The sequence below is a fragment of the Vibrio coralliilyticus ATCC BAA-450 genome (assembly GCF_000176135.1).
Classification (GTDB): Bacteria; Pseudomonadota; Gammaproteobacteria; order Enterobacterales; family Vibrionaceae; genus Vibrio; species Vibrio coralliilyticus.
Genome location: NZ_ACZN01000017.1, coordinates 812,993 through 836,753 on the forward strand (window position 1 = coordinate 812,993; position 23,761 = coordinate 836,753).

The 23,761-nt window shown below is 45.9% G+C and carries 26 protein-coding genes; 10 read left to right on the forward strand and 16 right to left on the reverse strand.

What is annotated here, in order from left to right:
* Positions 1–62: 62 nt before the first annotated feature.
* The gene (locus VIC_RS18765; RefSeq protein ID WP_006961766.1) at positions 63–1,370 is read left to right on the forward strand and encodes a poly(ADP-ribose) polymerase family protein; all 1,308 of its coding nucleotides are present in this window, start codon (positions 63–65) and stop codon (positions 1,368–1,370) included.
* Between the two features lie 163 nt (positions 1,371–1,533).
* Positions 1,534–2,331 (forward strand): Cof-type HAD-IIB family hydrolase, encoded by a 798-nt coding sequence (locus tag VIC_RS18770; protein WP_006961768.1) that lies wholly within the window; start codon positions 1,534–1,536, stop codon positions 2,329–2,331.
* An 11-nt stretch (positions 2,332–2,342) separates the two neighbouring features.
* Here VIC_RS18770 and VIC_RS18775 read toward each other — a convergent pair whose 3' ends face one another.
* The 9 genes from VIC_RS18775 to VIC_RS18815 form a co-directional block, all read right to left on the reverse strand.
* Entirely contained in the window at positions 2,343–2,984 is a 642-nt protein-coding gene (locus VIC_RS18775; RefSeq protein WP_006961770.1) for a hypothetical protein, read from the reverse strand.
* Positions 2,985–3,071: 87 nt separating this feature from the next.
* Positions 3,072–3,917, reverse strand: coding sequence for a DMT family transporter (locus VIC_RS18780; RefSeq protein WP_039952198.1), 846 nt, complete (start codon positions 3,915–3,917; stop codon positions 3,072–3,074).
* Positions 3,918–4,060: 143 nt separating this feature from the next.
* On the reverse strand, positions 4,061–5,833 hold the full coding sequence (locus tag VIC_RS18785; protein WP_006961773.1) for a lysophospholipid acyltransferase family protein: 1,773 nt from the start codon (positions 5,831–5,833) through the stop codon (positions 4,061–4,063).
* Between the two features lies 1 nt (position 5,834).
* On the reverse strand, positions 5,835–6,287 hold the full coding sequence (locus tag VIC_RS18790; RefSeq protein ID WP_006961775.1) for a hypothetical protein: 453 nt from the start codon (positions 6,285–6,287) through the stop codon (positions 5,835–5,837).
* Between the two features lie 15 nt (positions 6,288–6,302).
* Positions 6,303–6,740, reverse strand: coding sequence for a YHS domain-containing (seleno)protein (locus VIC_RS18795; RefSeq protein ID WP_006961785.1), 438 nt, complete (start codon positions 6,738–6,740; stop codon positions 6,303–6,305).
* Positions 6,737–7,483, reverse strand: coding sequence for an NRDE family protein (locus tag VIC_RS18800; RefSeq protein ID WP_006961786.1), 747 nt, complete (start codon positions 7,481–7,483; stop codon positions 6,737–6,739). Before VIC_RS18800 ends, VIC_RS18795 begins: the two co-directional genes overlap by 4 nt.
* A 3-nt stretch (positions 7,484–7,486) precedes the next feature.
* Entirely contained in the window at positions 7,487–8,035 is a 549-nt protein-coding gene (locus tag VIC_RS18805) for a hypothetical protein (protein WP_006961787.1), read from the reverse strand.
* Positions 8,036–8,059: 24 nt separating this feature from the next.
* Positions 8,060–9,190 carry a hypothetical protein gene (locus VIC_RS18810; RefSeq protein WP_006961788.1) on the reverse strand — a complete coding sequence of 377 codons (1,131 nt, stop codon included), beginning with the start codon at positions 9,188–9,190 and terminating at the stop codon, positions 8,060–8,062.
* The gene (locus VIC_RS18815) at positions 9,174–9,773 is read right to left on the reverse strand and encodes a DedA family protein (protein ID WP_006961789.1); all 600 of its coding nucleotides are present in this window, start codon (positions 9,771–9,773) and stop codon (positions 9,174–9,176) included. Before VIC_RS18815 ends, VIC_RS18810 begins: the two co-directional genes overlap by 17 nt.
* Before the next feature lie 322 nt (positions 9,774–10,095).
* On the opposite strand from VIC_RS18815, the gene VIC_RS18820 reads away from it, so the two are divergent.
* Together VIC_RS18820 and VIC_RS18825 are read left to right on the forward strand one after the other, a co-directional pair.
* Positions 10,096–10,872 (forward strand): SDR family NAD(P)-dependent oxidoreductase, encoded by a 777-nt coding sequence (locus VIC_RS18820; protein ID WP_006961790.1) that lies wholly within the window; start codon positions 10,096–10,098, stop codon positions 10,870–10,872.
* 4 nt (positions 10,873–10,876) lie between these two features.
* Positions 10,877–11,872, forward strand: a complete 996-nt coding sequence (locus VIC_RS18825) for an AraC family transcriptional regulator (RefSeq protein ID WP_006961791.1) — start codon at positions 10,877–10,879, stop codon at positions 11,870–11,872.
* On the opposite strand, the gene VIC_RS18830 is transcribed toward VIC_RS18825, so the two are convergent.
* Positions 11,869–12,774, reverse strand: a complete 906-nt coding sequence (locus VIC_RS18830) for a LysR family transcriptional regulator (protein ID WP_006961792.1) — start codon at positions 12,772–12,774, stop codon at positions 11,869–11,871. The two genes, VIC_RS18825 and VIC_RS18830, sit on opposite strands and share 4 nt — an antisense overlap.
* A gap of 111 nt (positions 12,775–12,885) precedes the next feature.
* On the opposite strand from VIC_RS18830, the gene VIC_RS18835 reads away from it, so the two are divergent.
* From VIC_RS18835 to VIC_RS18850, 4 genes are all read left to right on the forward strand, one after another.
* On the forward strand, positions 12,886–13,464 hold the full coding sequence (locus tag VIC_RS18835) for a nuclear transport factor 2 family protein (RefSeq protein WP_039952201.1): 579 nt from the start codon (positions 12,886–12,888) through the stop codon (positions 13,462–13,464).
* Between the two features lie 13 nt (positions 13,465–13,477).
* Positions 13,478–14,440 carry an NAD(P)H-dependent oxidoreductase gene (locus VIC_RS18840; protein WP_006961794.1) on the forward strand — a complete coding sequence of 321 codons (963 nt, stop codon included), beginning with the start codon at positions 13,478–13,480 and terminating at the stop codon, positions 14,438–14,440.
* A 108-nt stretch (positions 14,441–14,548) separates the two neighbouring features.
* On the forward strand, positions 14,549–15,418 hold the full coding sequence (locus VIC_RS18845; protein WP_006961795.1) for an alpha/beta hydrolase: 870 nt from the start codon (positions 14,549–14,551) through the stop codon (positions 15,416–15,418).
* A gap of 150 nt (positions 15,419–15,568) precedes the next feature.
* Entirely contained in the window at positions 15,569–16,030 is a 462-nt protein-coding gene (locus tag VIC_RS18850) for a GNAT family N-acetyltransferase (RefSeq protein ID WP_006961796.1), read from the forward strand.
* A 61-nt stretch (positions 16,031–16,091) separates the two neighbouring features.
* Here the strand turns inward: VIC_RS18850 and VIC_RS18855 are convergent, their stop codons facing one another.
* Positions 16,092–16,997, reverse strand: a complete 906-nt coding sequence (locus VIC_RS18855; protein WP_236612191.1) for a LysR family transcriptional regulator — start codon at positions 16,995–16,997, stop codon at positions 16,092–16,094.
* Positions 16,998–17,283: 286 nt separating this feature from the next.
* On the opposite strand from VIC_RS18855, the gene VIC_RS18860 reads away from it, so the two are divergent.
* A complete protein-coding gene (locus VIC_RS18860; RefSeq protein ID WP_006961798.1) occupies positions 17,284–18,486 on the forward strand; it encodes a hypothetical protein in 1,203 nt (400 codons plus the stop codon).
* A 52-nt stretch (positions 18,487–18,538) separates the two neighbouring features.
* Here VIC_RS18860 and VIC_RS18865 read toward each other — a convergent pair whose 3' ends face one another.
* On the reverse strand, positions 18,539–18,964 hold the full coding sequence (locus VIC_RS18865) for a VOC family protein (RefSeq protein WP_006961799.1): 426 nt from the start codon (positions 18,962–18,964) through the stop codon (positions 18,539–18,541).
* A 133-nt stretch (positions 18,965–19,097) separates the two neighbouring features.
* Here VIC_RS18865 and VIC_RS18870 point away from each other — a divergent pair, with 133 nt between their 5' ends.
* Positions 19,098–19,733 (forward strand): START domain-containing protein, encoded by a 636-nt coding sequence (locus VIC_RS18870; protein WP_006961800.1) that lies wholly within the window; start codon positions 19,098–19,100, stop codon positions 19,731–19,733.
* 3 nt (positions 19,734–19,736) lie between these two features.
* Here the strand turns inward: VIC_RS18870 and VIC_RS18875 are convergent, their stop codons facing one another.
* From VIC_RS18875 to VIC_RS18890, 4 genes are all read right to left on the reverse strand, one after another.
* Positions 19,737–20,885: a DUF1501 domain-containing protein gene (locus tag VIC_RS18875; protein WP_006961801.1), complete on the reverse strand. Its 1,149-nt coding sequence runs from the start codon at positions 20,883–20,885 to the stop codon at positions 19,737–19,739.
* An 11-nt stretch (positions 20,886–20,896) separates the two neighbouring features.
* Entirely contained in the window at positions 20,897–22,255 is a 1,359-nt protein-coding gene (locus tag VIC_RS18880; protein ID WP_006961802.1) for a DUF1800 domain-containing protein, read from the reverse strand.
* Between the two features lie 128 nt (positions 22,256–22,383).
* Positions 22,384–22,698, reverse strand: a complete 315-nt coding sequence (locus VIC_RS18885; protein ID WP_006961803.1) for a DUF2834 domain-containing protein — start codon at positions 22,696–22,698, stop codon at positions 22,384–22,386.
* A 17-nt stretch (positions 22,699–22,715) separates the two neighbouring features.
* On the reverse strand, positions 22,716–23,720 hold the full coding sequence (locus VIC_RS18890) for a S66 family peptidase (RefSeq protein WP_086026965.1): 1,005 nt from the start codon (positions 23,718–23,720) through the stop codon (positions 22,716–22,718).
* Between the last annotated feature and the right edge of the window lie 41 nt (positions 23,721–23,761).

Genomic DNA, 23,761 nt, shown 5'->3' on the forward strand with positions numbered 1-23,761 from the left:
GCAAGCAGACGCATCTAAAAAATACCGATTAAAGTAAAGTTCTAGACGGGGTATTGAAGAATATGATTACCGATTACGCAAAATATCTAAGCTCTGAGCTTCCAAATTACTGGGGCGAGATTAAAACTTCTTGGAAATCGCCAGAAAGTGGCAAATATATCTATCTAGAACTCACAAGTGGTCACCCTTTTCTTAAACACGTTGAAGACTTTGTTAACGAAAATATCTCTGCAAGAAAAGTTGTTTCGCCGACTGCTGAAAACGCTCGTATGCACTATGCCTATGAGATGAAAAACAACCCTCAAAATAGCGAAATGATCGTTTCGAGAATGACGCGGAGAATGAAAGAAGGTAAGGGCGATGTTAAACCTCCAGAGTCAGCAAATATCTCGATTCGTTCTTTGAAAATCATCTATAACAAAGAGTTGCTAGCGACATATAAAGCGTTTCTCAATACCAATTACTCACTTGGCGAAAACTCAGCTAATAAAATTGGTGCCACCAAATTCCAGTCTAAGTTTCAAAATGACACAGAATATACGGACTTCTGTGCACCGGTGCTTAATCGAAGAAATGGCGAGTTGATGCTCTTTCACGGCACCTCACCTTATATCGGTGATTTAATTGCAGGTGGAGGGTTCAGACCAGACCTAGGGAAGAAAAATGCGAAAACAGGTTGCTATGGGATGCTTGGTCAAGGTGCATATTTCTCAGACAATTTCTCGAAGATTATGACCTATTCGACCTGTCCACAGTGTGGTGACTATCGCTGTTTTTGCAGAGATAATACAGGCCGAAAATTCAGTAAAACAGCACTAATCTCCAGAGTTTGCCTTGGACACTCTAAACTGTTTCCTCACCTTATCCATAAAGCGATTCCATTCACATCTGCCAGGAATGATTTTAGAAAAGTGAGTTCAGATCACGCCAAAGAGCTGGGTTATGATTCGGTCATTTCCAGAGGTACCAACAACAACTTCTGGAATATATCCAGTGGCAACAATGAATTTATGATCACTGGTGCCAGCCAAGCTTATCCGGAGATTATCTTTGATTATGTAATTGGTGAAGATAACGTGTCTGACAACAATTACTTTATCAACCTCATTTCAGGTGCATTGGCGAAATACGATGGCGCAACTAAATTTCGACAAAGCAGCCAATCCAAACACGCTGTCAGAACACTGAAAAACTTAGTAACACGCAGAGAGTCCGATAAACTGGTAACTGCGGTAAATTACTATATGTCGGTCTCAATCAAAAATAGCGTATTAGCCAGTCAGTATGGCAATCCCCTCAAGCCAGGCTCACGCCTGCACAAAATGCTCCAGACTGCTATGGTAGAAAGTGGGGCCTATCAGGATTATTAAGCAATACTCTCAGACTGTGTGGCCTGACTACCTCAGGCCACAATCTGACTGACTCCTGTTCTGCATTTCTGCTTGAGATCGTCACAATTTCCTGTACTTTACCTGATATTCGCTTGAGTATTTTCCAAGCCCTTCGCTTTCTGCATTTTTAGGTAAACACAACATGTCGCTTTCAGATATCAAATTCGTCGCTGCCGATATGGACGGCACTCTGCTGGATGAAAACAGCCAGCTAAACCCTGAATTCTTCGAACTATACGAGCAGCTTGAACAGAAACAGATCATTTTTGCAGCGGCATCGGGGCGTCAGTATTACAGCCTGATGGAGACTTTCTCTCCAGTTAAAGATCGTATGATGTTTGTCGCTGAAAACGGCACGCTGGTCATGCACCAAGGCAAAGAGCTTTACAGCTGCACAATTGATGGCAGTGCCATTGAAGCCATCATTCAGCAAGCACGAACAATTAGTGGAACACACATTGTGCTTTGCGGTAAAAACTCAGCTTACATCGAAACGCAAGACCCTCGAGCGTTGGAAGAGTTTGCCAAGTATTACCACCGCTGCGAGTATGTTGAAGATCTACTCAGCGTTGAAGAAGAGTTCATTAAAATCGCCATTTGCCACTTCGATGGAACTGAAGAACTCGTGTTCCCTGCCATGAACGAGCACTTTGGTGACAATCATCAAGTGGTTGTGAGTGCTAAGATCTGGCTGGATGTGATGAATGCAGAGGCTTCAAAAGGCGCAGCCATTAAACATCTCCAACAAACGCTTGGCTTTAGTCATGAACAAACCATGAGCTTTGGCGACTACCTAAATGACTTAGAAATGCTCAAAGAGAGCTACCACTCCTACGCCATGGAGAATGCTCACGACACCATTAAGCAGACCGCTCGATTCCGCGCACCAAGTAATCGAGAGAATGGCGTCCTTAAAGTCATTAAGGACAAGCTGCTTTAAAGCGCATCAATTTAAAGCCCGTCACCGTCGTTTTCGGGCTTTTTCTCATCTTCGATTATCACTGCGGCTTTCTCTTTCTCCGACAGTTCTGCGAGTTGCTGCGTGATTTCTTCTTGCCTCTTGGAACAGCGTTCAACTGCCTCTGCGGTCACTTTAAGGGCTTTAGCCATCTGAGACACATTGTGTGTTGCACTGAATACCGTACTCTGAAGTGGTCTTAGCAATAGCCAGTACACTGCACCGATGGCAGCGATCAAGATGACACCGACTAAAGCGACGATCAACACGATCTTAAACTGCAAATCGTCGAAAAATCGCTGACTCTTTTCACTGACAACTTGTTGCGAGTGCTGAATAGCGGCAGGGAAGCTAGCAACGGAGTCTCTGGAGATGGAGACCAGTTGATTGAGGTTGGAAATAGTCTCACTCAACGTCTGCTTTTGTTGTTCGGTCAGATTATCACTGTGCGCAATACCATCGAGAGCACCCGCAATGCTATCCAACGATGCACGAGTTTGATCGATGGAATTCTCTATCCCGTCCAACTCCAGCGTCACATTAACGTCAATAAATGCACTGTCACTCTCAGGTGGTGGCTGTCCAAAAGCGCTCAGAGAGATTAAAGCAAGCCCCAGCATCATCCAGATTTTCATCGATTACTTCTCATTAAATTCATATTTCTTCTCCATAATTTAGCTTTGATTTCAGCGCGTTACTGAGACACATAACAAAAACGAGAGTTAACTCCTGAAACGAGCAGTAAAAATCAGCGCGATGCCCCCTAAAATCAGCAATGACGACATGACTGCATTTAGAGTGATCGTTTCACCAAGTAGTAAACTACCCGCAATAAACGCAATCACAGGTACCGCCAACTGAGAAACAGAAGCTTGAAGAACGGAGAGTTGCCTTAGAACCTGATACCAAAGAATGTAACCGAACCCTGATGCGAACACCCCAGACAGTAGCGCCCACATGGCTCCCTGCGCAGTGACAGACTCCAATGAGAGTAATGCGGGGCTGAGCATCAGAGCCATCAGGCTCGCCACCAAAAAACCATGAGTTATCGACTGAGCAGCATTGGCAGTATTACGGCCCAGCAATGTGAACCCAGCCCAACAAATACCTGAGATCAACATTAAAGCAGCGGAACCGAAATTGGGTGTCTCGGCAGACGGCAACATAAGCACAACAAACCCCGTCAGAGAAATACCAATGCCAATGCTCTCACCTATTTTAAGGCGGTTACCTGTCATCAAATGGAAAGCAATCAGTGCCATCTGAACCATTCCGAATAGAATCAACGCTCCCGTCCCTGTAGTGAGCTGGGTATACGCGAATGAAAAGCTTACCGCATAACCAAACAGTGCTCCCCCAGCCCACCAACTGGCTCTGTCGCTGACAAATTGGTAGTTCATCTGGCCTCTGAAAGCTAAGATAAGCCATAGCGTCACCGCCCCAGACACCAAACGAATCCAAGTAAATGAGCCAGGATCAATAGCGTGATTTGCGAGAGCAAACCGACAGAAAAATGAGTTAGCGGCAAACGCAGTGAGCGCAGCGACAAGAAGAATAGATTTATGCATAAATTTCCCTTTCAACCATAGGATTGTATGGCGAAAGCTGAGGTTCAGGATAGCTCGGTTGTTTCTGGTTAATACTCGAAAGCTATATCGATAGACAATTAAAAAGCCGCGATGATTATCGCGGCTTAGACTCATGGATGAGTTTAGTGAGACTGTTCACTGCTTAGTTGTGCAGAATGAATCTCTTGATACGCTTTCGCTTCATCCCGCCCCATATATTTACCTAATGTTCTGACTGGTACCGAAGTCAGGTCGACGACAATCAAGCCATCCAGCGCAAAGTTAAAGGCAGGGTCAACATTAAAGCAAACCAGTTTACCGTTCATTCCGAGGTATTGTCTCAGTAACACAGGTAACCCCATACCTTGCTCAAGGCGACTCAGCACTTTAGAGAGCAACGGTAAATCAGCCAATGAACTCAGCATGTCCGGACGCCAGAATTCCTGACCACTTTTCTCTAGTGGTGTTGTTGGCGATACAAGCTTTGCTTTCTCTTCATCGTAATAATGGACAGACATTACCGATGCAATCAGCTGTCTCGCGACCGGGCTGTAATCATTGCTGATACTGACCGGACCAAATAAATGTGTGTATTTCGGATGGCGCTCAACAAACTTGGCGATGCCTTTCCATAACAGGAGTAAGGAGTGCATATTGCGTTGGTATTGTTTCGACACCACGGAACGCCCAAGCTCAATCGACTGCCCCAAAGTATCAACAAACGCTTCGTCATAGTTGAACAGGCTGGTGGAATATAGCTGCTCTATCCCACCTTTAGCGATCAGTTCATCTACAAGACCTAAGCGATAAGCACCCACTAAATCTTGGTTCGCTCGGTTCCAGACAAACAACTGATGGTAGTGCGGGTCAAATCTGTCGATATCGCACGATAAACCGCTGCCTTCACCGACTTCACGGAAGCTCTCTTCACGCACACGGCCAATCTCCTGCATCATGTGCGGAATCACATCCGTTGGAGCGCAGTAAACATCAAAGTCACCTTGTTCGAGGAGCTTGTATTGTTCAATCTGCGACAACTCATTCTCCAATGTGGCAACACCTACAGGAGCAATGATTGGCTCGGCATCATCCGTCTGTAGTGCAGACATCTGTGGCTTTCCCATACTGCCCATTAAATACGTGTTCAGGCGGAAGTACTGGGTAATATCTTCTTCATCCTCAAAACCTTTGATTTCTGAGAATGGGATAGCATTGCCGATTGATACGGATATCGTCTGCCCTGATTTGTTGAGCAGTTCACGTCCAAGTAGCGCCGTTCTCAGCAAAGGGTGGATTCGTCCCGCTTGATAGAAGAGCTTGCTGTTCATACCATTGATAAAAACCGGCACCGTTGTCGCTTCGGCATGCTTCACAAACTTAGCGACGGACTTACTCCACGCTTTATCGGTGATTTTATTTTCATTCGCCTGCCAAGCAGAGACTTCGCCCGCAGGGAAGATAATCAACACCCCACCCTCTTTGAGGTGCTGATTGGCTTCTTTGATCGCTTTTCTGTTGGTCTGTCTGGCTTGTTCTCCACCAAATACGTTCACTCCAATGAACAGGTCATCCAGTTCAGGAATGCGTTTTAGCAGTTCATTCGCCAGCACTTTTACGTCCTTTCGCGCCTTAGAAATCAGAGACGCGAGAATTATCCCTTCAATGCCACCAAACGGATGGTTAGCAACAATCAGCACCGAACCTTCGGCGGGGATATTTTCCAGACTGCCATGGTCAACTTCATACTGGGTGCCAATTCGGTTGAGCGCTTCTTGCATAAACTCAAAGCTGTCTTCCGGCAAGATATCTTGCTTGTAGAGTGCGTCGAGCGTTGATAAACCCGTTGCCCACTCCACCATTGACTCACCAATACCAAACGGCGTTTTTCGCGGCAATCTGAAAGGACTATCCAACATATTAAGCTCCTTTTGCTAGCAAGTTATGCGTAAACGTTCCTTCCGTTTTCACATCACGGATGAACAGGAATACACCGCACGACCAAACAATACATGCCATACCGAATAGCAAACCACCATCGTCACCAACAATCTCACCCATAGCGTTGAACTCGGGCATAACAATGCCTAGTGGAGTGAATAGGTGGAAGAAAATCGCACCTGTCATGATACCTGCACTCATTGCCGCACCAACACCGTGTAAGCGAGTAAACAGCAGGATTGAGGCAATCAGCTCGGAAAAGCCAATTAAGTAACCACCGTAAACACCAAACCATTCAATCCCTGACCATTCCCCTAGCGTGCCAAAGATATGATCCGTCTCATAAGAGCCTGAGAACTTGAAGAACAACGATTGAATAAAAACAAAGGCAATAAACGCTGAAGGAATATGCTTAATCGGAGAAAATTTCATAGAGGGAAATCCTTGTTAGTTAACTAAAGTTGGCCAATTGATATCAGCTTGCTTGATGTGACCAGCACGGTCGTCATCCCACCAGCTTTTCACTTCTGCGTCATAGTTCAGGTAAAGCTTACCGTCGACGATCGCCCATTGTTTTGGATCCGCTGACGCAAAATCGTTTTTAGCTGAAATCGCCCACGCGCAGTAACCGCCATATTGAGGAGCGTAAGCTTCAGGGTCTGCTTTAAATTTGTCTAAATTTTCCTGAGAAGAGAAATACCAGTCAGCGCCCTCATATTCGACTTGCCACTTGCTGTCTCCTTTAACAGGTTTACCTTCGGTAAAATAGGCAACCGTGTCATAACCGCTCACTGCTTTGCTGCTGAATATTCCGGTGTAAATTTTATCTGCTGACCAAGATGGGAAACTGACTAACATGATTAAAAGGGCAAATAACTTCTTCATTTGAAGACTCCTTGTTCTACAACGTCGGCCTTCAAACAACTTTGTGTCGTTCGAAAATCAACATTGCGATGATTGTCGATTGATTGGTAATTCATCTCTTGTTTAGTAGAAGACACGACAACTGAGGTAAAACTTACAGTGCGAGCGTCATTTCTTTCCATAAGAGGAGAAAGGTGCGGATAGCTGTCATCAAACGTCTGATGAAAGCGTTTACCTATCTCTTCATCTGGCGTCGTCAACACTAATTCGTTAAACAAACTTAGGCGATATTGTCTCGCGTCTTCGTAGTGCAAAGCCGCCGAGACTATCGGCGCAAACGCATGTGAACGCGTAAGCTGCTCCCCATCCCAAGTCCATAACACGGTTTCATTCGCTGTTCTGCGTGTATCGAAAGAAACCACAGTGAAAGGTGCAAAGTGTGTGAGTTCCATTTCCAACAATCGAGCATCGACAGTCTGACTGGAACAACTGCTAGCAAGACGTTTAATGATCATACCCCGACTGGTTAGCGGACCTTTTGGTGTCTTCCCTTGGTAGAAGTTAAGCAAACACACAGTAACACCGTGCTCGTTGGCGGAAATCCAACTGCCTCCACCCACAGGGTCAATCGGCATCACACAGTGCACACCATCAATGACCAGACTTTGTGGCTCAAGCGCTGGCAGGCGAGAACGCTGCTCGTCGCGATTGAAATAAACTTCGTAGTGGTTATTGCCATGGTAAACCCAAGATAATGTACACATAGATTACTGCGCCCTTTGGTAAGTTGCCGTCGTTGGTGCGACGCCAAAATGGCTATCTGATGCCACGCCTCTTAACGATGCCACGACTTTCGCCATCGCAAAGTGATGAGTAGCGTGGAGCGCGGCGAAGGTAATTTCGCGGACAAAGGTCGAAGTGACTTCTTCAACATGCGTTTGAGAGAGCATCACTTCTGTTTCAACCTGAACAGGTTGATTCAGTTCATTGGCTGGTAAACCAAACAGCCATTCAATCAGCTCAGCTATCTCCTGCTTAGCGACATTAATATCTCGCTCGACGTTATGACCGCGGCGGCGAACGTTGTAATCAATTTTGTCACGGTCCAAACGAATAGCATGAAACAGGTCGAGCCAATGACGGTAGTGCTCACCAATCGAGCTGCTCACATGAGGTTGGGCGATAAAAGTATAATCTTCCGGTTGCAACGTTTCTAAAAACTCGTAGCCCTGATTGAGCGTCTCAATGCAGCCGACAACGGCCTGAGAAGTCTGAGATTTAGCAAGCATGGCTGAAAGCGTCGAAGTATTCTTCATAAACATTTTTCCTGCGCAGAGCTATTAATCGGTCATGGGATAAAGCTGAGTCAGCAATTTTTCTTCTCGCCACGCCCGTAGTAGCGCACCCAGAGAAGGCGTCTGATGGCCTTGCTGTTTGTGTTTAGAGCCAATTTGATAAAGCAAACGGTACTGCTTAAGCAGCGTACTGAAGATATGCGACAGTGATGTGTCGCTGTCCCAGATATGCGCGGCTTCACTACTCGCGCCATTGATTTCGAGAATGTCGAACGCTTCACCACGCATTAATGCATTGATATCTTTAAATTTCACATCCAGACGACCGTAGTTAAAGCCTTCAAAATCACCGAGAACTTCGTCCAGCTTTTGTTCGAGAGCCTCCGTGATGAATTGATTGCCATCGCGGAAGATACAACCACGCGAATGGCTGCCCGCAAATGCCAACTGAAACTCGTCCCCTTCCGGAATAACCACATCGAGATGTTCGCTATGACGAGGCAAATACAAATGCTGAAGTTTGCCTGCACGTGGACAGTGTTCAATCAACTGTTTGAGTGAAGAGCGTCCATCACCCGTCACACGTGGGGAGTATTTAAGAGTGATGGAAATAACCTTGCCTCGCTCCTCTCCCGGTTGTCTGACATAAAATATGCCCGCTTCAGCACTGTAGTCCGAGCGAACTTGCAACAGAAAGCGTCCTTGAGAAGGGAACTGAGCGATATAGTCTTTGAGTTGTTGGTCGCCATTCACCAACTTGACCCCAACCCCTCGGCAACCCAAATCAGGCTTTGCCACAAGAGGGTAAGTAATTCCTTGCTGTTTGAGTTGTTCTTTTGCTTGTGTAAACAATTGCGCTTCGTTGGTGTCAGATTTCTCCAACGTAATGAAAGGCAAAATCCACTGGCGCGTAATATCTCCAGCCGCGCTGAAAATGTCGTGTTTGGATTCTCCAACCATACCGCTAAGTTTGATCGCAGGGTTAGCAATCAGCGGCAGTGCCCAATCTCTGTGATACAGGCTTAATGCTGCACTTTGGATAACCACAGGCGCATAAACGAACCAAGCTGGTAAAAATTCAAATGGCGAGATGACTCTTTTCGGTTCATGGAGAACTGGCATTCCCGCATTGACCTTTCCTTGTGGAATCATTTCGACATTAGCGAGCTGTGTCATAAGAGCCTCTTAAGAATGTTTTTGTAATAATTTTATTGAGCATCCACATTAAGCATAGACCTGCCGGAATCAGCACCCAGCTTACGTGACTCTCTTTCAGCCAGGCCACACTGCCTAACTGGTAGAAGGAACCAAAAATCAAAGCAGTCCAAAGCCCTGTTGCACCAATCACCGCGACAAAAAATCGCATCATAGGCACATCAAGAAAACCACTTAGCGTGAAGCCCACCGTGCGTAGGCCAGGAATGAAACGAACAATAAACAGGGTGATAAACGCGCTCTGGTGAAGTTTCTTCTTCACTTGACGGACACGTTGATATTGGAAAATTCGATATCGTAGGAAGCGTACACGTTGTGCACTTTTCCCCATCAGATAGAGGCCAAGATCTCCTGTAGCAATCCCAACGAAGATAGCCGCTAGCGCCATACTCATTGGCATTAGCTCTTGTACTGCGAGCGTTGCCGCGGTCACGATGGCTAAGTCTTCCAGTAAATAAGAAAGCAGGATGATGCCAACAAACAGCATTGCGACTGATGTATGCCCAGCGTACAACCATGCCTGTATCTGATTTGCTAACTCCATCTCTAACCTCAGCAATACTTCTTCAAATGTTCAGCGCTACTCGCATAGGCCGGCTAACTATCCATGGCGTTTATTGCTACGCCATGGTTAACAAGATAGGGAAATCAATAAGAAAATTTCACATACATACAATTTAGTTGAAAAAAATCCGCTAAGGGGAAGAAACCACTGAGTTTTTTCGCGATACAGATCAAGACTCGATGGCACAATTCGCGAGTAAGCTGTCATTATCTGCCAGTGCGTGGCACGATCAGATTGCTTAATATTTCCTCAACGACATGATGCAACCTAGCAGAATGGCAGTCACAGTGAGGAAAAAGAGATGATCGAAACAGCATTAATCACAGGTGCTTCTGGCGGTATAGGCCTAGAGCTAGCGCGTATACACGCTGAAAAAGGTCGAGATATGATTTTAGTCGCGCGCTCTGAAGACAAACTTAACGAGCTTAAACAAGAGCTCGAAGCGAAACATCAGACGCAAGTGTATGTCATTGCTGAAGATCTGTCCGATCCTCTTTCCGCTGATCGTATTGCCGAGAAAGTTAAAGACTTAGGGCTTGAGATCGACATCCTCATCAACAACGCTGGCTTTGGTGGCCATGGTCTGTTCCATGAGCGAGAATTGAGTGCCGATCAAGCGATGATGCAAGTGAACATGATTACACTCACAAACCTTACTCATCATTTTTTACAAGATATGGTCGCACGCAAGCGCGGAAAAATTCTCAATGTTTCTTCCACCGCTTCCTTCATGCCGGGCCCGCTGCAAGCAGTCTATTACGCAACTAAAGCCTATGTTACTTCATTTACTCAAGCGATAGCCGAAGAAGTCTCTGAATACAATGTGACTGCCACTGCTTTATGCCCTGGTGCGGTTGATACCGGCTTTGTTAAAGCAGGAGATTTAGATGGGCTCGATGTGTGGAAGAATGCCAAATCCCCGCGTTCTGTCGCTGAATGTGGCTATAAGGCAATGGAAAAAGGTGAGTTGGTCGCTTTTAATGAAACAGGGTTGAAGCTTATGCTTAACTGGGTGGTTCCCCTACTACCACGTAAAACTGTGCTAAAAATGTCACGTCAATTTATGGAAAAAAACTGACACCATGAAAAGAGCCAACAAATTTATCATTGCGCCCAACTGGAAGTTACTGCTCAGTGATATGCAAATTGACCCTGCTGATGTTCTCAAATTCGCAGAGTTACCCGCCGACCTGTTTAACCGTGAGCACGCCAGTTTGGCGCCTCACGAATATTTCCAGCTTTGTCACGGAATGGAGCAAGCCGCCGGGGAGCGTGAAGTTCCATTGTTACTCGCGGAAAACTTTTCAGTGGAGTCATTTGATGCTCCTGTCTTTGCCGCGATATGTAGCCCGAATATGAATGTGGCACTCAGGCGTCTGAGCCAGTACAAGCCACTGATAGGGCCGATGGTTTTGACCGTCAATCAGGCAAAGAGCTTTACCGAATTGACCACCAGCTGTTACGGCCACCGTGGTCCACTGCCTCGTGCGTTAGGGCTGATGGAGTTAGTATTCTTTACGCAGCTCATACGCACAACCACCCGTGAGAACGTCAAACCCATTCGCTTGTCTCTGCCTGAACTGCCTGAGAAATTATCTCTGTACGAAGACTATTTCGGCTGTACGCTAAGCAAAGGAAAAAGCGTGAGTATTCGTTTTTCAGCGCAGGACGCCGCACGTCCCTTTCTGACTTCAAATTCAGCCATGTGGGAATTTTTTGAAACCAAACTCAACCAGAAATTAGCTGACTTAGATCAGTCCGCCTCAACCGCTGAGCGCGTGAAGGCGGTTCTCTTAGAAGCCTTGCCAAGTGGGGACAGTTCTATTGAAGGTGTTGCTGAAAAACTAGCGATGAGTAAGCGCACACTCCAGCGCAAGCTCAGCAGTGAAAAAGAGAGCTTCCAGGTATTGCTGCAAAATGTGCGTGCTGAGCTAGCCGACCATTACTTAGAAAAATCTCAGATGTCTCTAGGGGAAATCTCTTTTCTTCTCGGTTTTCAAGAGTCTAACTCCTTTATTCGTGCCTACAGTTCGTGGAAAGGTGTGTCACCGGGCTACTTTCGCGAGCAGTGTCATTAATTTGATAACGCGCTTTTCTCCAGCAGGAAGTCAATCAGGACTCGAACACGCTTAGCTTTTTGGGTGTTCTTATGAAAATAAACGTAGAGCCCAGAGTAAGGTGCCCAATACTCCTCAAGTACTGGTACTAGTTGTTTAGAGGCAAATAGATCTTCCACCATAGGATCGACAATTCTGCCAATACCTAAACCTTTTAGCGCGGCATCCAGCATTAACCCAGTATCATTAACAACTAGGGCATGAGGCATTTCCACCGTTAATCGTTCCCCCTGATTGCTAAGCTCTAAGGGTGCTAGCTGATTAGAAGAAATAAATCGATACTGGACGAGTTTATGTTGCTTGAGAGCTCCGGGTGTGTCAGGCATTCCGTACTGCTCAATGTACTCCGGAGAGGCAAACAAGGCTTCCCTCATCGCTGGCGTCAACTGCCTCGCGATCATGCCTTCTTCGACGCGATCACCAAAGCGAATACCCAGATCAAAACCTTCATTGAGAATATCAATTGCCGCATCAGAGATAGATATTTCCAACTGAATATTGGGGTAACGCTGGCAGAACTCCGCGTATATAGGCTGAAGTAGATATTGATAAACAAATCGTGGGGTTGTCAGCCTGACTTTGCCGGACGGCACTTTGCTAAGGTCACTGATACTCTCAAACGCCAAACTCAGATCTGACATCGAATCCGATGTACTCAGATGCAACAAGCGCCCTGCTTCCGTTAATTCAATACGTCGAGTTGTGCGAGTAAACAAAGGTAGCCCCAGTTGTTCCTCCAAGGCTTTCAATGCATTACTCACAGAAGGTGAAGCCATTTCAAGCTTCTGCGCCGCTTTTGTAATACTTCCTTCACGCACAATGGCATGAAAAACCGTTAACTGATTGAAGATAGTGCCATTCATCTCAAACCCTCCAATTATTAGCTCAAGACTAACAATTATTTAGATAAATACCATCTAATCATTACGAATCAATTCTCTTAGACTGATTTCCATACCAACAGCAATCACGTAATGAGTGAGGAAATCATGTTCAGAACCATCAAATATGTCGCTCTTCTGGCAAGTACTATCGCTTTTTCACATTCCGTGTTAGCGCAGTCAGGAGTCGAAAACATGTCAGCAATTCAAGACGCCAAAGCGATTAATAATGCCAAACTTTGGCCAAAGCCCGACAACCCAGTAGCAGCTGGCTCTGAAAACAGCGAAGCACTCAAAGTCGTGCAAGGTTTTTTCGCCGCTTACGCCAAAGGTGACCTTGAAGGAATAAAACAATATGTCTCTGAAGAGGTGGAATGGCACATTCCCGGTCGCCACTCCTCAGCAGGCACAAAACGCGGCATCACCGAATTTACCGAGTTCTTTGGCAAACTTGGGCAGGCAGGATTCAAAGCGGAAGTCATGATTCTTGCGGCAAATGATACCTATGTCATTGATGCTCACCGTGGGTTCAGTACAGCTGCCGACGAAAATATCGACCTGAACTGGATTCTTCTCTACCAAATTGAAGACGGTAAGATCAAACGCGTTCAAAATTTTTCAGGTGATTTATACACCTCTGACGCTTTCTTTAACGCATTTTTTGCTCAGTAACGGGAGAACCATCATGAGCCAAGTATTAGTCATTTCAGGTCATCCTGATCTTAACGCTTCTTATACCAACACCGTTATTTTGGAGCAGATCCAAAGCAATTTGAGTGATGTGGAAGTACGTCGCCTCGACAGTCTTTACCCAGACTATCGAATTGATGTAGCGGCTGAACAACAAGCGATGTTAGCAGCGGATATTATTGTGCTTCAGTTCCCATTCTATTGGTATGCGGTTCCCGCGTTAATGAAGAAGTGGATCGACGATGTCTTCAGTTTCAACTTCGCTTATGGGCCTGAGGGTGACAAGCTGAAAGGTAAAGATTTCATTTTATCCTTTACTGTAGGCGGTCCTGCTGAAAGCTATGATCCACTGGGCTACAACCATTTCACGGTTGAGCAGATGCTTCATCCTTTGCAGCAAACCGCTTATCTTGCTGGAATGAACTACCGTCAACCTATCTACACCCATCGCATGGTTTACATTCCAAACGTATATAACGAGTTGGAGGATGTTCAAGCGCGCGCAAAAAATCATGCAGAGCGTCTGTGTTCGCAAATTTCGGAACTACTGACTTCACCAACAACACGAATTAATAAATTCATCACCGAATGGTTTGCAAGATTTGACGTATTACCAGAGGACAGCGATTTCTTTACGCGCCATCTTGCACGAGACCTCACCCTTTCAATGCCTGAAGGACAATTCCTTGGTCATGAGGGATTTCGTGATTGGTATCGAATTGCATTTGAAACATTTAAACCCAACTGCCAACACTTGGTAGAGCAAATCGAAGTCATACCCAATGGCGATAAGTTTGACGTAAAACTACGAGTCCGCTTACTGGCAGACACTTATCCTGATTCCACCTTTGTCGGTCAGTCGGTGAACATTTTGGTCGACGAAACTTGGCAAGTAAGCTTCGACACACAAGGTGATGTTCTTATCCACAATTATCTTGTGGCACCTGTCGTGAGTTAATCACCAAGAAGTCCCTGCTTTCGAGCCGGGACTCTGGATATCTTTTCTGCCATAGATGTATCAAGCATCTGAAAATACTATTTAGTCAGCCAAATAAAGAGCATGCTCATGAAATCTATCATTCTAAATACTCAAATCGGAACACTGGCCGCCAATCTGTATCTTCCTCAAGAAATCAAACAGACACTACCCGTCGTTATTGTCACTGGTGCTTGGACAACAGTGAAAGAACAGATGCCCGCGGTTTACGCCGAAGCTCTAACTAAACAAGGTTTTGCCGCTATTACTTTTGACTTCAGAGGCTGGGGTCAGTCGCTGGATGAAGTTAAATATCTGGAAGAGCCTGCAAGAAAAATAGAGGACATACGAGCGGTTATTGATTCACTCGCTCAACGCGAAGATATCGATGGCTCAAACATTTTTGGACTGGGTATTTGCGCCTCCTCTGGCTACATGCTGGATGCAGTAGAATCAAACCCGCACATCCGAGCTGCGGCGGCTGTCGCTCCTTGGCTACACAACGCCGACTTAGCGAACGCTATCTATGGCGGCGAAGCCAGTGTTCAAAACCTCATTCAGTTAAGTGAAGACGCTGCACACGGTGAACAAGCTGTCTACATTGAAGCAGCAAGTACGACAAATCAGAATGCGTTAATGTACCAAGCGCCATACTACACAGAAGCCAATCGTGGACAAGTGGCTCAATACGACAATCTGTTCAATGTCGCTTCTTGGAAAGGCTGGCTAACTTATGATGCGGTTTCCGGTGCAGCAGATCAGGACAAACCTATTTTATTAGTTGCTTCTGAGGACATGGCTTTACCTGATGGCACGCATCAGTATCTGGCAAATGCCAAAGATAACGTAAGTGCTATTTGGTTGGAGGGCGTTTCGCAATTCGATTTTTATGATGTGCCCGAGCATGTAGAGAAAGCGACTCAAGCAGTCGCACAGCATTTCCGCAGCCACATTAAGTAAATTCAGCACGACTTCCACTGCATCAAGCCCTGAACTTATCCGGCGGGGCTTTCTTCTCATCTAGTATCACAATTACGACACATCCGAGTTGCCTTTTCTAAGCCAACATCGCTTACTATCAACTCTAATTAAATCAAGGCGTTGAAATTAGTGTCTATTCAGCTACTGCCTATCTCCGAGCAAGAGTTTCCAGAGGTTTTTCCTGTTGTAAAACAGGCGCTTTATGAGCATGTTGATTCTGTGTTTGGCTGGGATGATCAGTTCCAGCAGCATCGGCTGTCTACCGACTATCAACCAGAATGGTTTCATTGGGTCGTTAGCAAACAGAACAAAATCGGGCTAGTGTGCTTCAAACCTTACGACACCGCTTACCACATTCACTTGTTGATCCTCTTCCCTCAGTATCAAAATCAGGGCTTTGGACACATAGTCATGCAGCAGATCAACACTCTCGTTAAAAGTGAAGGCCGCAACAAAATCACGTTATCCAGCTTCACTCGCAACACCAAAGCGATCCAATTTTACACTCGATTAGGCTATCAAGTCACTGAAGAAGATGAATGTTTTGTCTCAATGACATTAGATCTTGAACAGCAAAAAATGGATTACTGATATGCAGATAGAGACCACAAGACTAGTCCTGCGATCACAACTATCCAAGGTATACAATCAATCAATTACCAAGCAGCCGCTCTTTCATTTGCTTACTGTTGAAGTCGTCGATGAGCCGTTCTTTGAACGCACGCAAACGCGCCACTTCTCTCTGCTCTGATTTTGATAACATCCAGATATCGTGTTTGATTTCCGGTTCACATTTGGGAACACGAACCAATGTCGGTTCTTTGTCGGCAATAAAGCACGGCAAGAGCGTAATCCCCATGCTCTGCTTAGCGGCTTCTAACTGCATCGCGCTATGGTTCATTCGACACGAAATAGATAAATGACGCAGAGGGGAGTCATTAAAAATAGGGCTTTCTTTGCCTAGCTCTCCCCAACCTATCAGTTGAGCGCTGGAATCTGACATCCAAGGATCGTGTTGCTCAAGGTAGTGTGGTGTAGCGTAGTAACAGATGGCAATTTTACCTATGATCCGCCCCACTAAGTGCTCGGGAGGCATTTGATTCATTGGCATAATCCGCAGCGCGATATCGACTTCATGATCACCCAAGTCCAGCACCTGACTCGACAAAACCACTTCGGCGTTGATATCAGGATACTGCTGACTGAACATAGCGATCGTCGGCATCAATAAATGGTTGGCAATCGCATCTGCAGTGGTGATACGAATTTCACCGCTGTATTTGGCGTCTTTCCCTTTGAGCTCGATCTCTGCTTGTCGTAGTGACATTTCTGCTTGCTCAGCATAACGCTGCAAGCTCTCCCCTTCAGGAGAGAGTGTGTAACCTGAGGTATCTTTACGAAATAGAGATACTCCCAGACTTTTCTCTAGGCTAGCAATTCTACGAGTAATGGTTGAATGGCTGACATTAAGACTTGCTGCTGCCGAGCGTGCACTGCCAGCACGCATAGTCTGGAGAAAAATCGCCACATCGCTCCAGTCCATGGATGAATTTTGCACCAATATATTCCTAACTAAACGTAACTCATCAATCTATTAACTATAATGCTTTGTTAATAAATTCAGCTAGAACATACTGATGTGATATTGATCCAAGTCTGAATTATCTTTCTCTCCTTGGTTCAAATATGCACCACAGACGTGCATTTTTCTCTCTACTCACTCTCCACAATTATTCCTAATATCAAAAAGCATCAATAAAAACACTCGTTCACTGGCGTATTCGTTACCTAAGAAACTAACTGTTTCCAACCCGCCACAACTGGTCGATATTCAAGGGGGAGAGATGTTCCAAGATTTTTCTAAAGCGCTACTGGATGAAATTCAGCGCCGAGAGATTGCAAAAACTAGAGCTAAAAGCAAGAAATTCCTAGCGCAAATCAATAAGCAAAAAAACCTTAGTCAGGGTTTTCTATTAGTCAATCAATCCCAATACAAACGTGAATTGGCTGAACTGAAAGCAAAACTGAAAAACTCTACTTTCCAACAAACGCCTGAAGGTCAAATGTCCAAACTCACGCTGGCGATTTTGGAGAATGATACTGAGCTGGAAAAATATCTTGATAAAGATGTTGTCGAAGAAATTCACCATAAGGACTTGAGATGGGGTAGTGAAAAGCCTAAGCCAAATACTTCGAAAACCACAAAAGTGGGGACAGGTATACGCTACAGCGATCGCACTCGGAATCAGTTAAGTAGTTTACGTTTCAAGCGCAAACAGTTATTTCTGTTTTACAAACGCATTATTGAAGCTCAGGTTGCTCTGCGTGTCTTATGTGATGATGTTGTCTCAACCGTAGGAGGTAAGGTTTGCGCACCTCCGGGGGCTTTCAACGGTATCAAGAGCTTTAACGGCGCCCTCAACAAAATCACCCAACGTGAACGTAACGATGAGGTTGGAGACCTAAAAGACTGCGCGCGTATGACAATCGAGTTTGATAACCAGAAACAAATGTTATTGGCGAAAGCAAAAATTGCTCAATCTCAGGAGTTCTTGGCCGTCAAGAGCTACCAGAAAGCGCTCAAAGACCGATATTCAAGTGGCACACAGGAAGACGGCCTGCTCAAATTCAACTCCTCTGCACAGAAGTCTGGCTACAAGGATATTAAATTTTTCCTCAAAATGAGCAATGGCGTCATCGGCGAGCTGCAACTTAACACCAAAGACATGCTGATTGCGAAAGAGAAAGAGCATGTGATTTACGATATTTTGCGTGAATCGAAAGATCAAACCAAGCCCTATACCATCAGCAATCCCGACGTGGTGATAAAAATCCGAGAGCACATGAACGATGGGTGGTTCTCATTTATTGAAACTAAAGTCCCTGAGGTAAAGGAAGCATTAGTGCAAGTTAAGCAAATGGTGAAGAATATTCCCATGGGGATCAGCCCGACACTGACTGTGATGCCCAAACAAGCAGAAGCACTCAACAAAGTCAGCCTCGGCTTGTATGCCAAGGGCGAGCTGCCTGGTGCGCTAGTCGTTTAATCGCTTATAAAATAACTCAGCCCATAGCTTTCACTATGGGCTTGTCGTTCGATCAAATCACCAAACTGCCATCTTCATTAAACTCCCAGCAGTCTCCATAAGCGACTTCCCACAAGTACCCATCTGGGTCTGAAAAATAACCGCTGTATCCACCCCAAAAGACATCTTGTGCAGGTTTCTCAAGCTTTCCTCCTGCCTCAACGGCCACACGCAGCACTTCATCCACTTCGTCTTTACTTCGCGTGTTGTGCGCTAAGGTTATTCCGCTAAAACCTTCCCGCTTAGCGGCAAAAGCCGGCGAGACATCGTCAGCTAACGCCTCAAGAGGGTATAGCGCCAAACAGGTTCCACGTGTTTTGAAAAATACGATCCCCTCTTCTGGCGTTTTAGCCGATTCGAGGCCGAGCTTAGTATAAAAGTCGAATGAGGCTTTGAGGTTACTGACGCCAAGCGTAATGATGCTGATTCTAGGTTCCATCGCAGAGATTCCTTTTATTTGTTTGTTCTATAGTAGCGTGGTGAAAACAAATACCCCCAAATGAATCCCATTTTTGTGTTTTCTGTAGCCCAAGTTTATTTTTAATTTATTCCGTGCCTATTTCTAAACAACAATGAAATTCTACCTAGCCACTCTCGCCATCGTTGGGTTTTCAACACCAGCTCAATCTGAGCCTATTCAGCCATGGCAATTTGATAGCAGTGATAATGGCATTTCTATTTACATCAGAGAGCACACGGATGGGTTGGTTGAAGTGCGCGCAGAAATGTTTGCTCCCACCTCCTATGGCGCCTTTCTAACCTTATTGGAAGACAGTGACAATGTTCCAAACTGGATTGATAACGTTAGTCACAGCCGAGTGCTGCGGCAAATCAGCGAGACTGAAAACATCGTCTATACCCAGTTCGCAGCGCCTTGGCCTGCCAAGGATCGCGACATGGTGACTTATTCCAAATTCGTAATCGACGATGCCAGTTTTACATTACGTATCAAGGATGCGCCAAGCAACACCTTAGCTGAGCAGGAGGATTACATTCGGATCACCCGGGTTAAAGCCACTTGGACGCTACAAAAGCTTACTAATGGGACGACTCACATCGAGTACATCGCATTTGCCGATCCCGGAGGTGCGCTACCTGATTGGTTGGCCAATGATCTGGCAAAAGAGAGCGCTCGTAATACTTTCGAAGGCTTACGGCAGCAGCTCCCTCACTACCAGACTGCGACTCATCCAAAAATCAAAGAGTAACACTTAAACGAAATCAAACTTCCACGGTGGTGCCTGCTCACTTTGCGGAAAGATGGTCTCAAGTTTATCAGCACTGACCGATAGATGTTGGCCCAGCACGCCTTTAATCACAGAACGCATGTCAGTGGTTGGCTTGAGGTCTCGGCCTTGATACAGCTCGGCTTCTCCGAGCCCCGGCCAGTCACCAAGCACCTGACCACCATTGATGGCTCCCCCTGCCACCAGCATGACATTGGCTGTTCCGTGATCCGTCCCTTTGGTCCCATTTTCACGCGCGGTTCGGCCAAATTCACTGGCCGCAATGACGACTGTACGTTGCCACTGCTTACCCAAAGCTTGCTTAAGAGCCGCTAAACCGCTGTCCAGTAGTTTCAGTTGATTACTCAACCTTCCATTCACGCTGCCTTGGTTAGCATGAGTATCCCAGCCGCCAATTTCCAAGGCTGCGATGTTAGGCCCTGTTGGGTCAGCCAGAATTTCTCCGGTCTTCTGGGTCAAAGACTTGAACTGCTTACCGACGCCTTCATCGCCGACTAGCTTGTCAATTTTCATCATGCTTTCAAAGTTGGCAGACAAAGTAGCGTCACTTTGAAATAGCTGCTCCAGAAGCTCGGTTTGCCGTTCTCGGGTCTTAAGTCGGTTCGGATACCAGCTATCAACACTCGCATCGCCTTGCATGATAAGCGGTAAGCCCGAATCAATCGCAATACCTTGATTCTGGCTTTCGAGGCTGAGTAATCGGTTTAGCCAGCCTTCACCATAAAACGGGTCTAGAGTGCCGTTCTCTAGTATCTTCTGACCATCAAAATGAGAGCGCTCACGATAAGGTGTGGCACAAGCGTGGACAAAACTGATTTCCCGCTCCTTAAACCACAGATGACATTGATTCAAAGAAGGGTGAAGGCCAAAGTAGGAAGTTAGATTGAGTGACTGCTCCGGCTTGAGCCCAATCGAAGGTCTGAGCGAGGTATACGACTTATCACCATGAGGCACGACGACATTCAATCCATCCATTGCTCCACGCAAAGATATCCAGACAAACAGGTTATCTGAGTTCGTCTTAGCAAACACAGGCATTGGTAACAGTGAACTAATGCTCAGCGCAGCGGCACTCCGGAGAAAACGGCGACGATTTAGCTGTAAATTCGACATCAAACTTCTCCTTAGCGATATTGAAACTGCGGGCTGAGCCAAAGTAGCGACAGCTGTATCATGGGATTCTTGGTTTTATTGAGCACTAAACGCGTGTGCTCATCCAAGTCAGAGTGATAAAGCCGTTTGATCACTTCATCGACCACTTTTTGCGGCTTGATGCCTTTGGTTTTGGCATTTTTTACCGTTTTCGCTGCCAGCATATTGGCGATTTGTAATCGCTGCGTGAGAGCAGATGGGCTGTTGTAATCTTTATCTCTGTCCGGCCACCCCGCCGGAGAGCCTGGTTTGAATGGAGCTTGGCCTAAAGCATTCAGCGCATTAAACGCCTGCTTATCATTGATATCAATTTGTGCGCTCCGCAATACGGCAAACATCCACTCTTTAGGCATCCTGTATCGCATCGGTTTGGCTGATTTCGCCTGCTCACTGTCAATCAAAATCCGATAAACGGGTTGTAAATCACCCTTTGATTTCAGGTAGGCATCCACCATTTTGTCTTGCAGCGAGGGGGGCGTTTCACCAAAGAAATGCTGGCACAGTTTTCGGGTAAGATGTTTCGCCGTATCAGGGTGCAACGCTAACGTTTTTAGGCAAGCCTCACCTTGCTCTGTCCCTTTCTGCGCATAAGTTTTCCCCATGACTGTCACGGCTCCGGGTTCATGCATATTGGGCACAAAGCGGAATCCAACATTGGGGGCTTTTAGCTTAATACTCCAGCCCGAAATGGCCTTTGCTAGCTCAATCACATCCTGCTGGGTGTAACTGCTATCGACACCTAAGGTATGAAGCTCAAGAATTTCTCGCGCTAAGTTCTCATTGAGCCCTTTGCCTCTTCTTTTACCTAGTTTGGAATTGGGCCCTGCTGAAACCTGATTATCCAAGTACATCAACATGGCAGGGTGTTTCGCCACCCTCATCAGCATATCGCTGAAGTTGCCATTCCAGTATTGGCGGACTACATCATTTTCGATTCGAGAAGCGAGTGGCATTAAGCGTCGATTATCCACTGAGATGGCGAAGTGATTACTCCAGAATTGGATTAAGCGTTCTTGAAAGCCGTAAGGGGTATGCAGGCTCTGCTGATGCCTCGCTTCAACCTGCTGTCGATAGTGCTGGCGAAAAAATGCCTGAGTCTGTTTTTGTAGCTCACGCTTTTTCACATCGTCATTTTTAACTTTGGCGCGTTGGATTTGATTGTGACCAAACTGCGCCAGAATCTCTTCGGTGGTTGGCAGTGCCTGAATAGCAGGGTGAATATAGCCTGTTTCATCAAGCTGATTCGCCAGTGGCACCGTCTGTTGACCGAGTCGGGGGCCAAAACCAAACCTTTGTTCCGCAAGGATTTTCGCGTCTGGGTAATAATTCATAACGTACTTCCTGATACGACATACAGTAAGTGTAATCAGAGTCCGTCAGAGAATAATGAGCTTTACATTGTTTTACCCTACGCAATGTAAAAGTTTCGTCTTTTGAAAACGACACCATACCGGTGTCGTTAATCAACCTTTAGCTGGCGCTCACGCAAATAAAGGTAAAGAGGTAAGCCGCAGGAAACACCCACACATAGCGTCGCAACAATAGCCCAATTACGCCCTTTTACTTTGAGACGTTTACCATCAACAAGAATAAAAACAATCAGTGCGATCGCTGCAATGATGACGTCTAGCCAGGCGAACTGACTGAGAGGGTATGCCATTGCCTCAGATATCAACTCTGGAATATTCAAACCATGATGCAATAACCATGGTGCAAAGGCTGCATAGGGAACAGCCACTCCAATAACAGCTAGCACAAGATACAGCCTTGCCATTACTCTTCTCCTGTCAGTTAGTTAACTACCCAAGGAGACGTGAGAGATATAGTTCCTTGATCAAAATCGAGCTCTGCTTCAACACCTAATGGTGTGACCAGCATAGGGTGCGTGTGGCAACTGTCGAAGCTATAAAGGATCGGGACTTTTTGACCGTTCAATACCTCATACAACACATCAAGAGGCGTGCGACCTGTCCCTTTGTCATCAAACAGCTCATGCTTACCAAGTACGATAGCAGCGACACGGTCAAACACACCGCAGAGCTTGAGTAGGTTGAAACTGCGCTCTACCACAGCAATGTTATGAAGAGAATCTTCGATAAGCAGAATGTCGCCTTTACTAATGTCAGGCATATAGGGACTTCCCCAAATCCCATTCATGGTGTTCAGGTTTCCACCAATAATACGACCTCGTACTTTCCCGTCACCAATAAACTGCCATTCATTGGCTGTCACAGGTTTAGCATTCACTTGGGATTCCCAGTCAATCATGACATCTGTCCAGACTTCTGGCATCTGATAGCGATACGGTAGCGAAGGTGCGGAGCATAGTATGGATTCAAACGAAGAAAAAGTGTCGTCAACCAGAGGTGGAAACTCGCCAAATGATGCAACCAAAGCAGGGCCATAAAAGGTGATGAGCCCTGTCTGAGCATAAATCCCCAATAAAAGGGCCGTAACGTCAGAGTAACCAATGATGATTTTCGGATCAGCTTTCAGGGCCTCATAGTCAATATAGGGCAGTAATGCGTTGCTGTTAGAGCCGCCAATGGTCGAAATAATACAGCGGACTTCTGGGTCACGAATCAAGACATTAAGTTCCTCGGCACGTTCTTGAATCGAACCCGAGCGATAGTGATCTGACTTTCCGGTTAACTTCCCGCTTTTGAGCCTGAATCCTTTGCTTTCGAGGTACGTTTTAGCTCGTTGAAACCGACTCGGGGCAAAATAAGTAGCTGGTGACGAAGGTGAGAAAAATCCTATGGTGTCACCTTTCGATAAACGGCGCGGCAATAATATAGACAAAGCGGGTACTCCTTAACCCTAAATAATTTATGCCG

Excerpts from the sequence above, each read along its gene's own strand:
- VIC_RS18845 (WP_006961795.1), top strand. The coding sequence starts at position 14,549 with ATGAAATCTATCATTCTAAATACTCAAATCGGAACACTGGCCGCCAAT.
- VIC_RS18880 (WP_006961802.1), bottom strand. The coding sequence starts at position 22,255 with ATGAATTATTACCCAGACGCGAAAATCCTTGCGGAACAAAGGTTTGGT.
- VIC_RS18870 (WP_006961800.1), top strand. The coding sequence starts at position 19,098 with ATGAAATTCTACCTAGCCACTCTCGCCATCGTTGGGTTTTCAACACCA.
- VIC_RS18835 (WP_039952201.1), top strand. The coding sequence starts at position 12,886 with ATGAGTGAGGAAATCATGTTCAGAACCATCAAATATGTCGCTCTTCTG.
- VIC_RS18780 (WP_039952198.1), bottom strand. The coding sequence starts at position 3,917 with ATGCATAAATCTATTCTTCTTGTCGCTGCGCTCACTGCGTTTGCCGCT.
- VIC_RS18825 (WP_006961791.1), top strand. The coding sequence starts at position 10,877 with ATGAAAAGAGCCAACAAATTTATCATTGCGCCCAACTGGAAGTTACTG.
- VIC_RS18860 (WP_006961798.1), top strand. The coding sequence starts at position 17,284 with ATGTTCCAAGATTTTTCTAAAGCGCTACTGGATGAAATTCAGCGCCGA.
- VIC_RS18865 (WP_006961799.1), bottom strand. The coding sequence starts at position 18,964 with ATGGAACCTAGAATCAGCATCATTACGCTTGGCGTCAGTAACCTCAAA.
- VIC_RS18885 (WP_006961803.1), bottom strand. The coding sequence starts at position 22,698 with ATGGCAAGGCTGTATCTTGTGCTAGCTGTTATTGGAGTGGCTGTTCCC.
- VIC_RS18830 (WP_006961792.1), bottom strand. The coding sequence starts at position 12,774 with ATGAATGGCACTATCTTCAATCAGTTAACGGTTTTTCATGCCATTGTG.
- VIC_RS18775 (WP_006961770.1), bottom strand. The coding sequence starts at position 2,984 with ATGAAAATCTGGATGATGCTGGGGCTTGCTTTAATCTCTCTGAGCGCT.
- VIC_RS18805 (WP_006961787.1), bottom strand. The coding sequence starts at position 8,035 with ATGAAGAATACTTCGACGCTTTCAGCCATGCTTGCTAAATCTCAGACT.
- VIC_RS18795 (WP_006961785.1), bottom strand. The coding sequence starts at position 6,740 with ATGAAGAAGTTATTTGCCCTTTTAATCATGTTAGTCAGTTTCCCATCT.
- VIC_RS18785 (WP_006961773.1), bottom strand. The coding sequence starts at position 5,833 with ATGTTGGATAGTCCTTTCAGATTGCCGCGAAAAACGCCGTTTGGTATT.
- VIC_RS18770 (WP_006961768.1), top strand. The coding sequence starts at position 1,534 with ATGTCGCTTTCAGATATCAAATTCGTCGCTGCCGATATGGACGGCACT.
- VIC_RS18800 (WP_006961786.1), bottom strand. The coding sequence starts at position 7,483 with ATGTGTACATTATCTTGGGTTTACCATGGCAATAACCACTACGAAGTT.
- VIC_RS18790 (WP_006961775.1), bottom strand. The coding sequence starts at position 6,287 with ATGAAATTTTCTCCGATTAAGCATATTCCTTCAGCGTTTATTGCCTTT.
- VIC_RS18815 (WP_006961789.1), bottom strand. The coding sequence starts at position 9,773 with ATGGAGTTAGCAAATCAGATACAGGCATGGTTGTACGCTGGGCATACA.
- VIC_RS18765 (WP_006961766.1), top strand. The coding sequence starts at position 63 with ATGATTACCGATTACGCAAAATATCTAAGCTCTGAGCTTCCAAATTAC.
- VIC_RS18840 (WP_006961794.1), top strand. The coding sequence starts at position 13,478 with ATGAGCCAAGTATTAGTCATTTCAGGTCATCCTGATCTTAACGCTTCT.
- VIC_RS18875 (WP_006961801.1), bottom strand. The coding sequence starts at position 20,885 with ATGTCGAATTTACAGCTAAATCGTCGCCGTTTTCTCCGGAGTGCCGCT.
- VIC_RS18820 (WP_006961790.1), top strand. The coding sequence starts at position 10,096 with ATGATCGAAACAGCATTAATCACAGGTGCTTCTGGCGGTATAGGCCTA.
- VIC_RS18810 (WP_006961788.1), bottom strand. The coding sequence starts at position 9,190 with ATGACACAGCTCGCTAATGTCGAAATGATTCCACAAGGAAAGGTCAAT.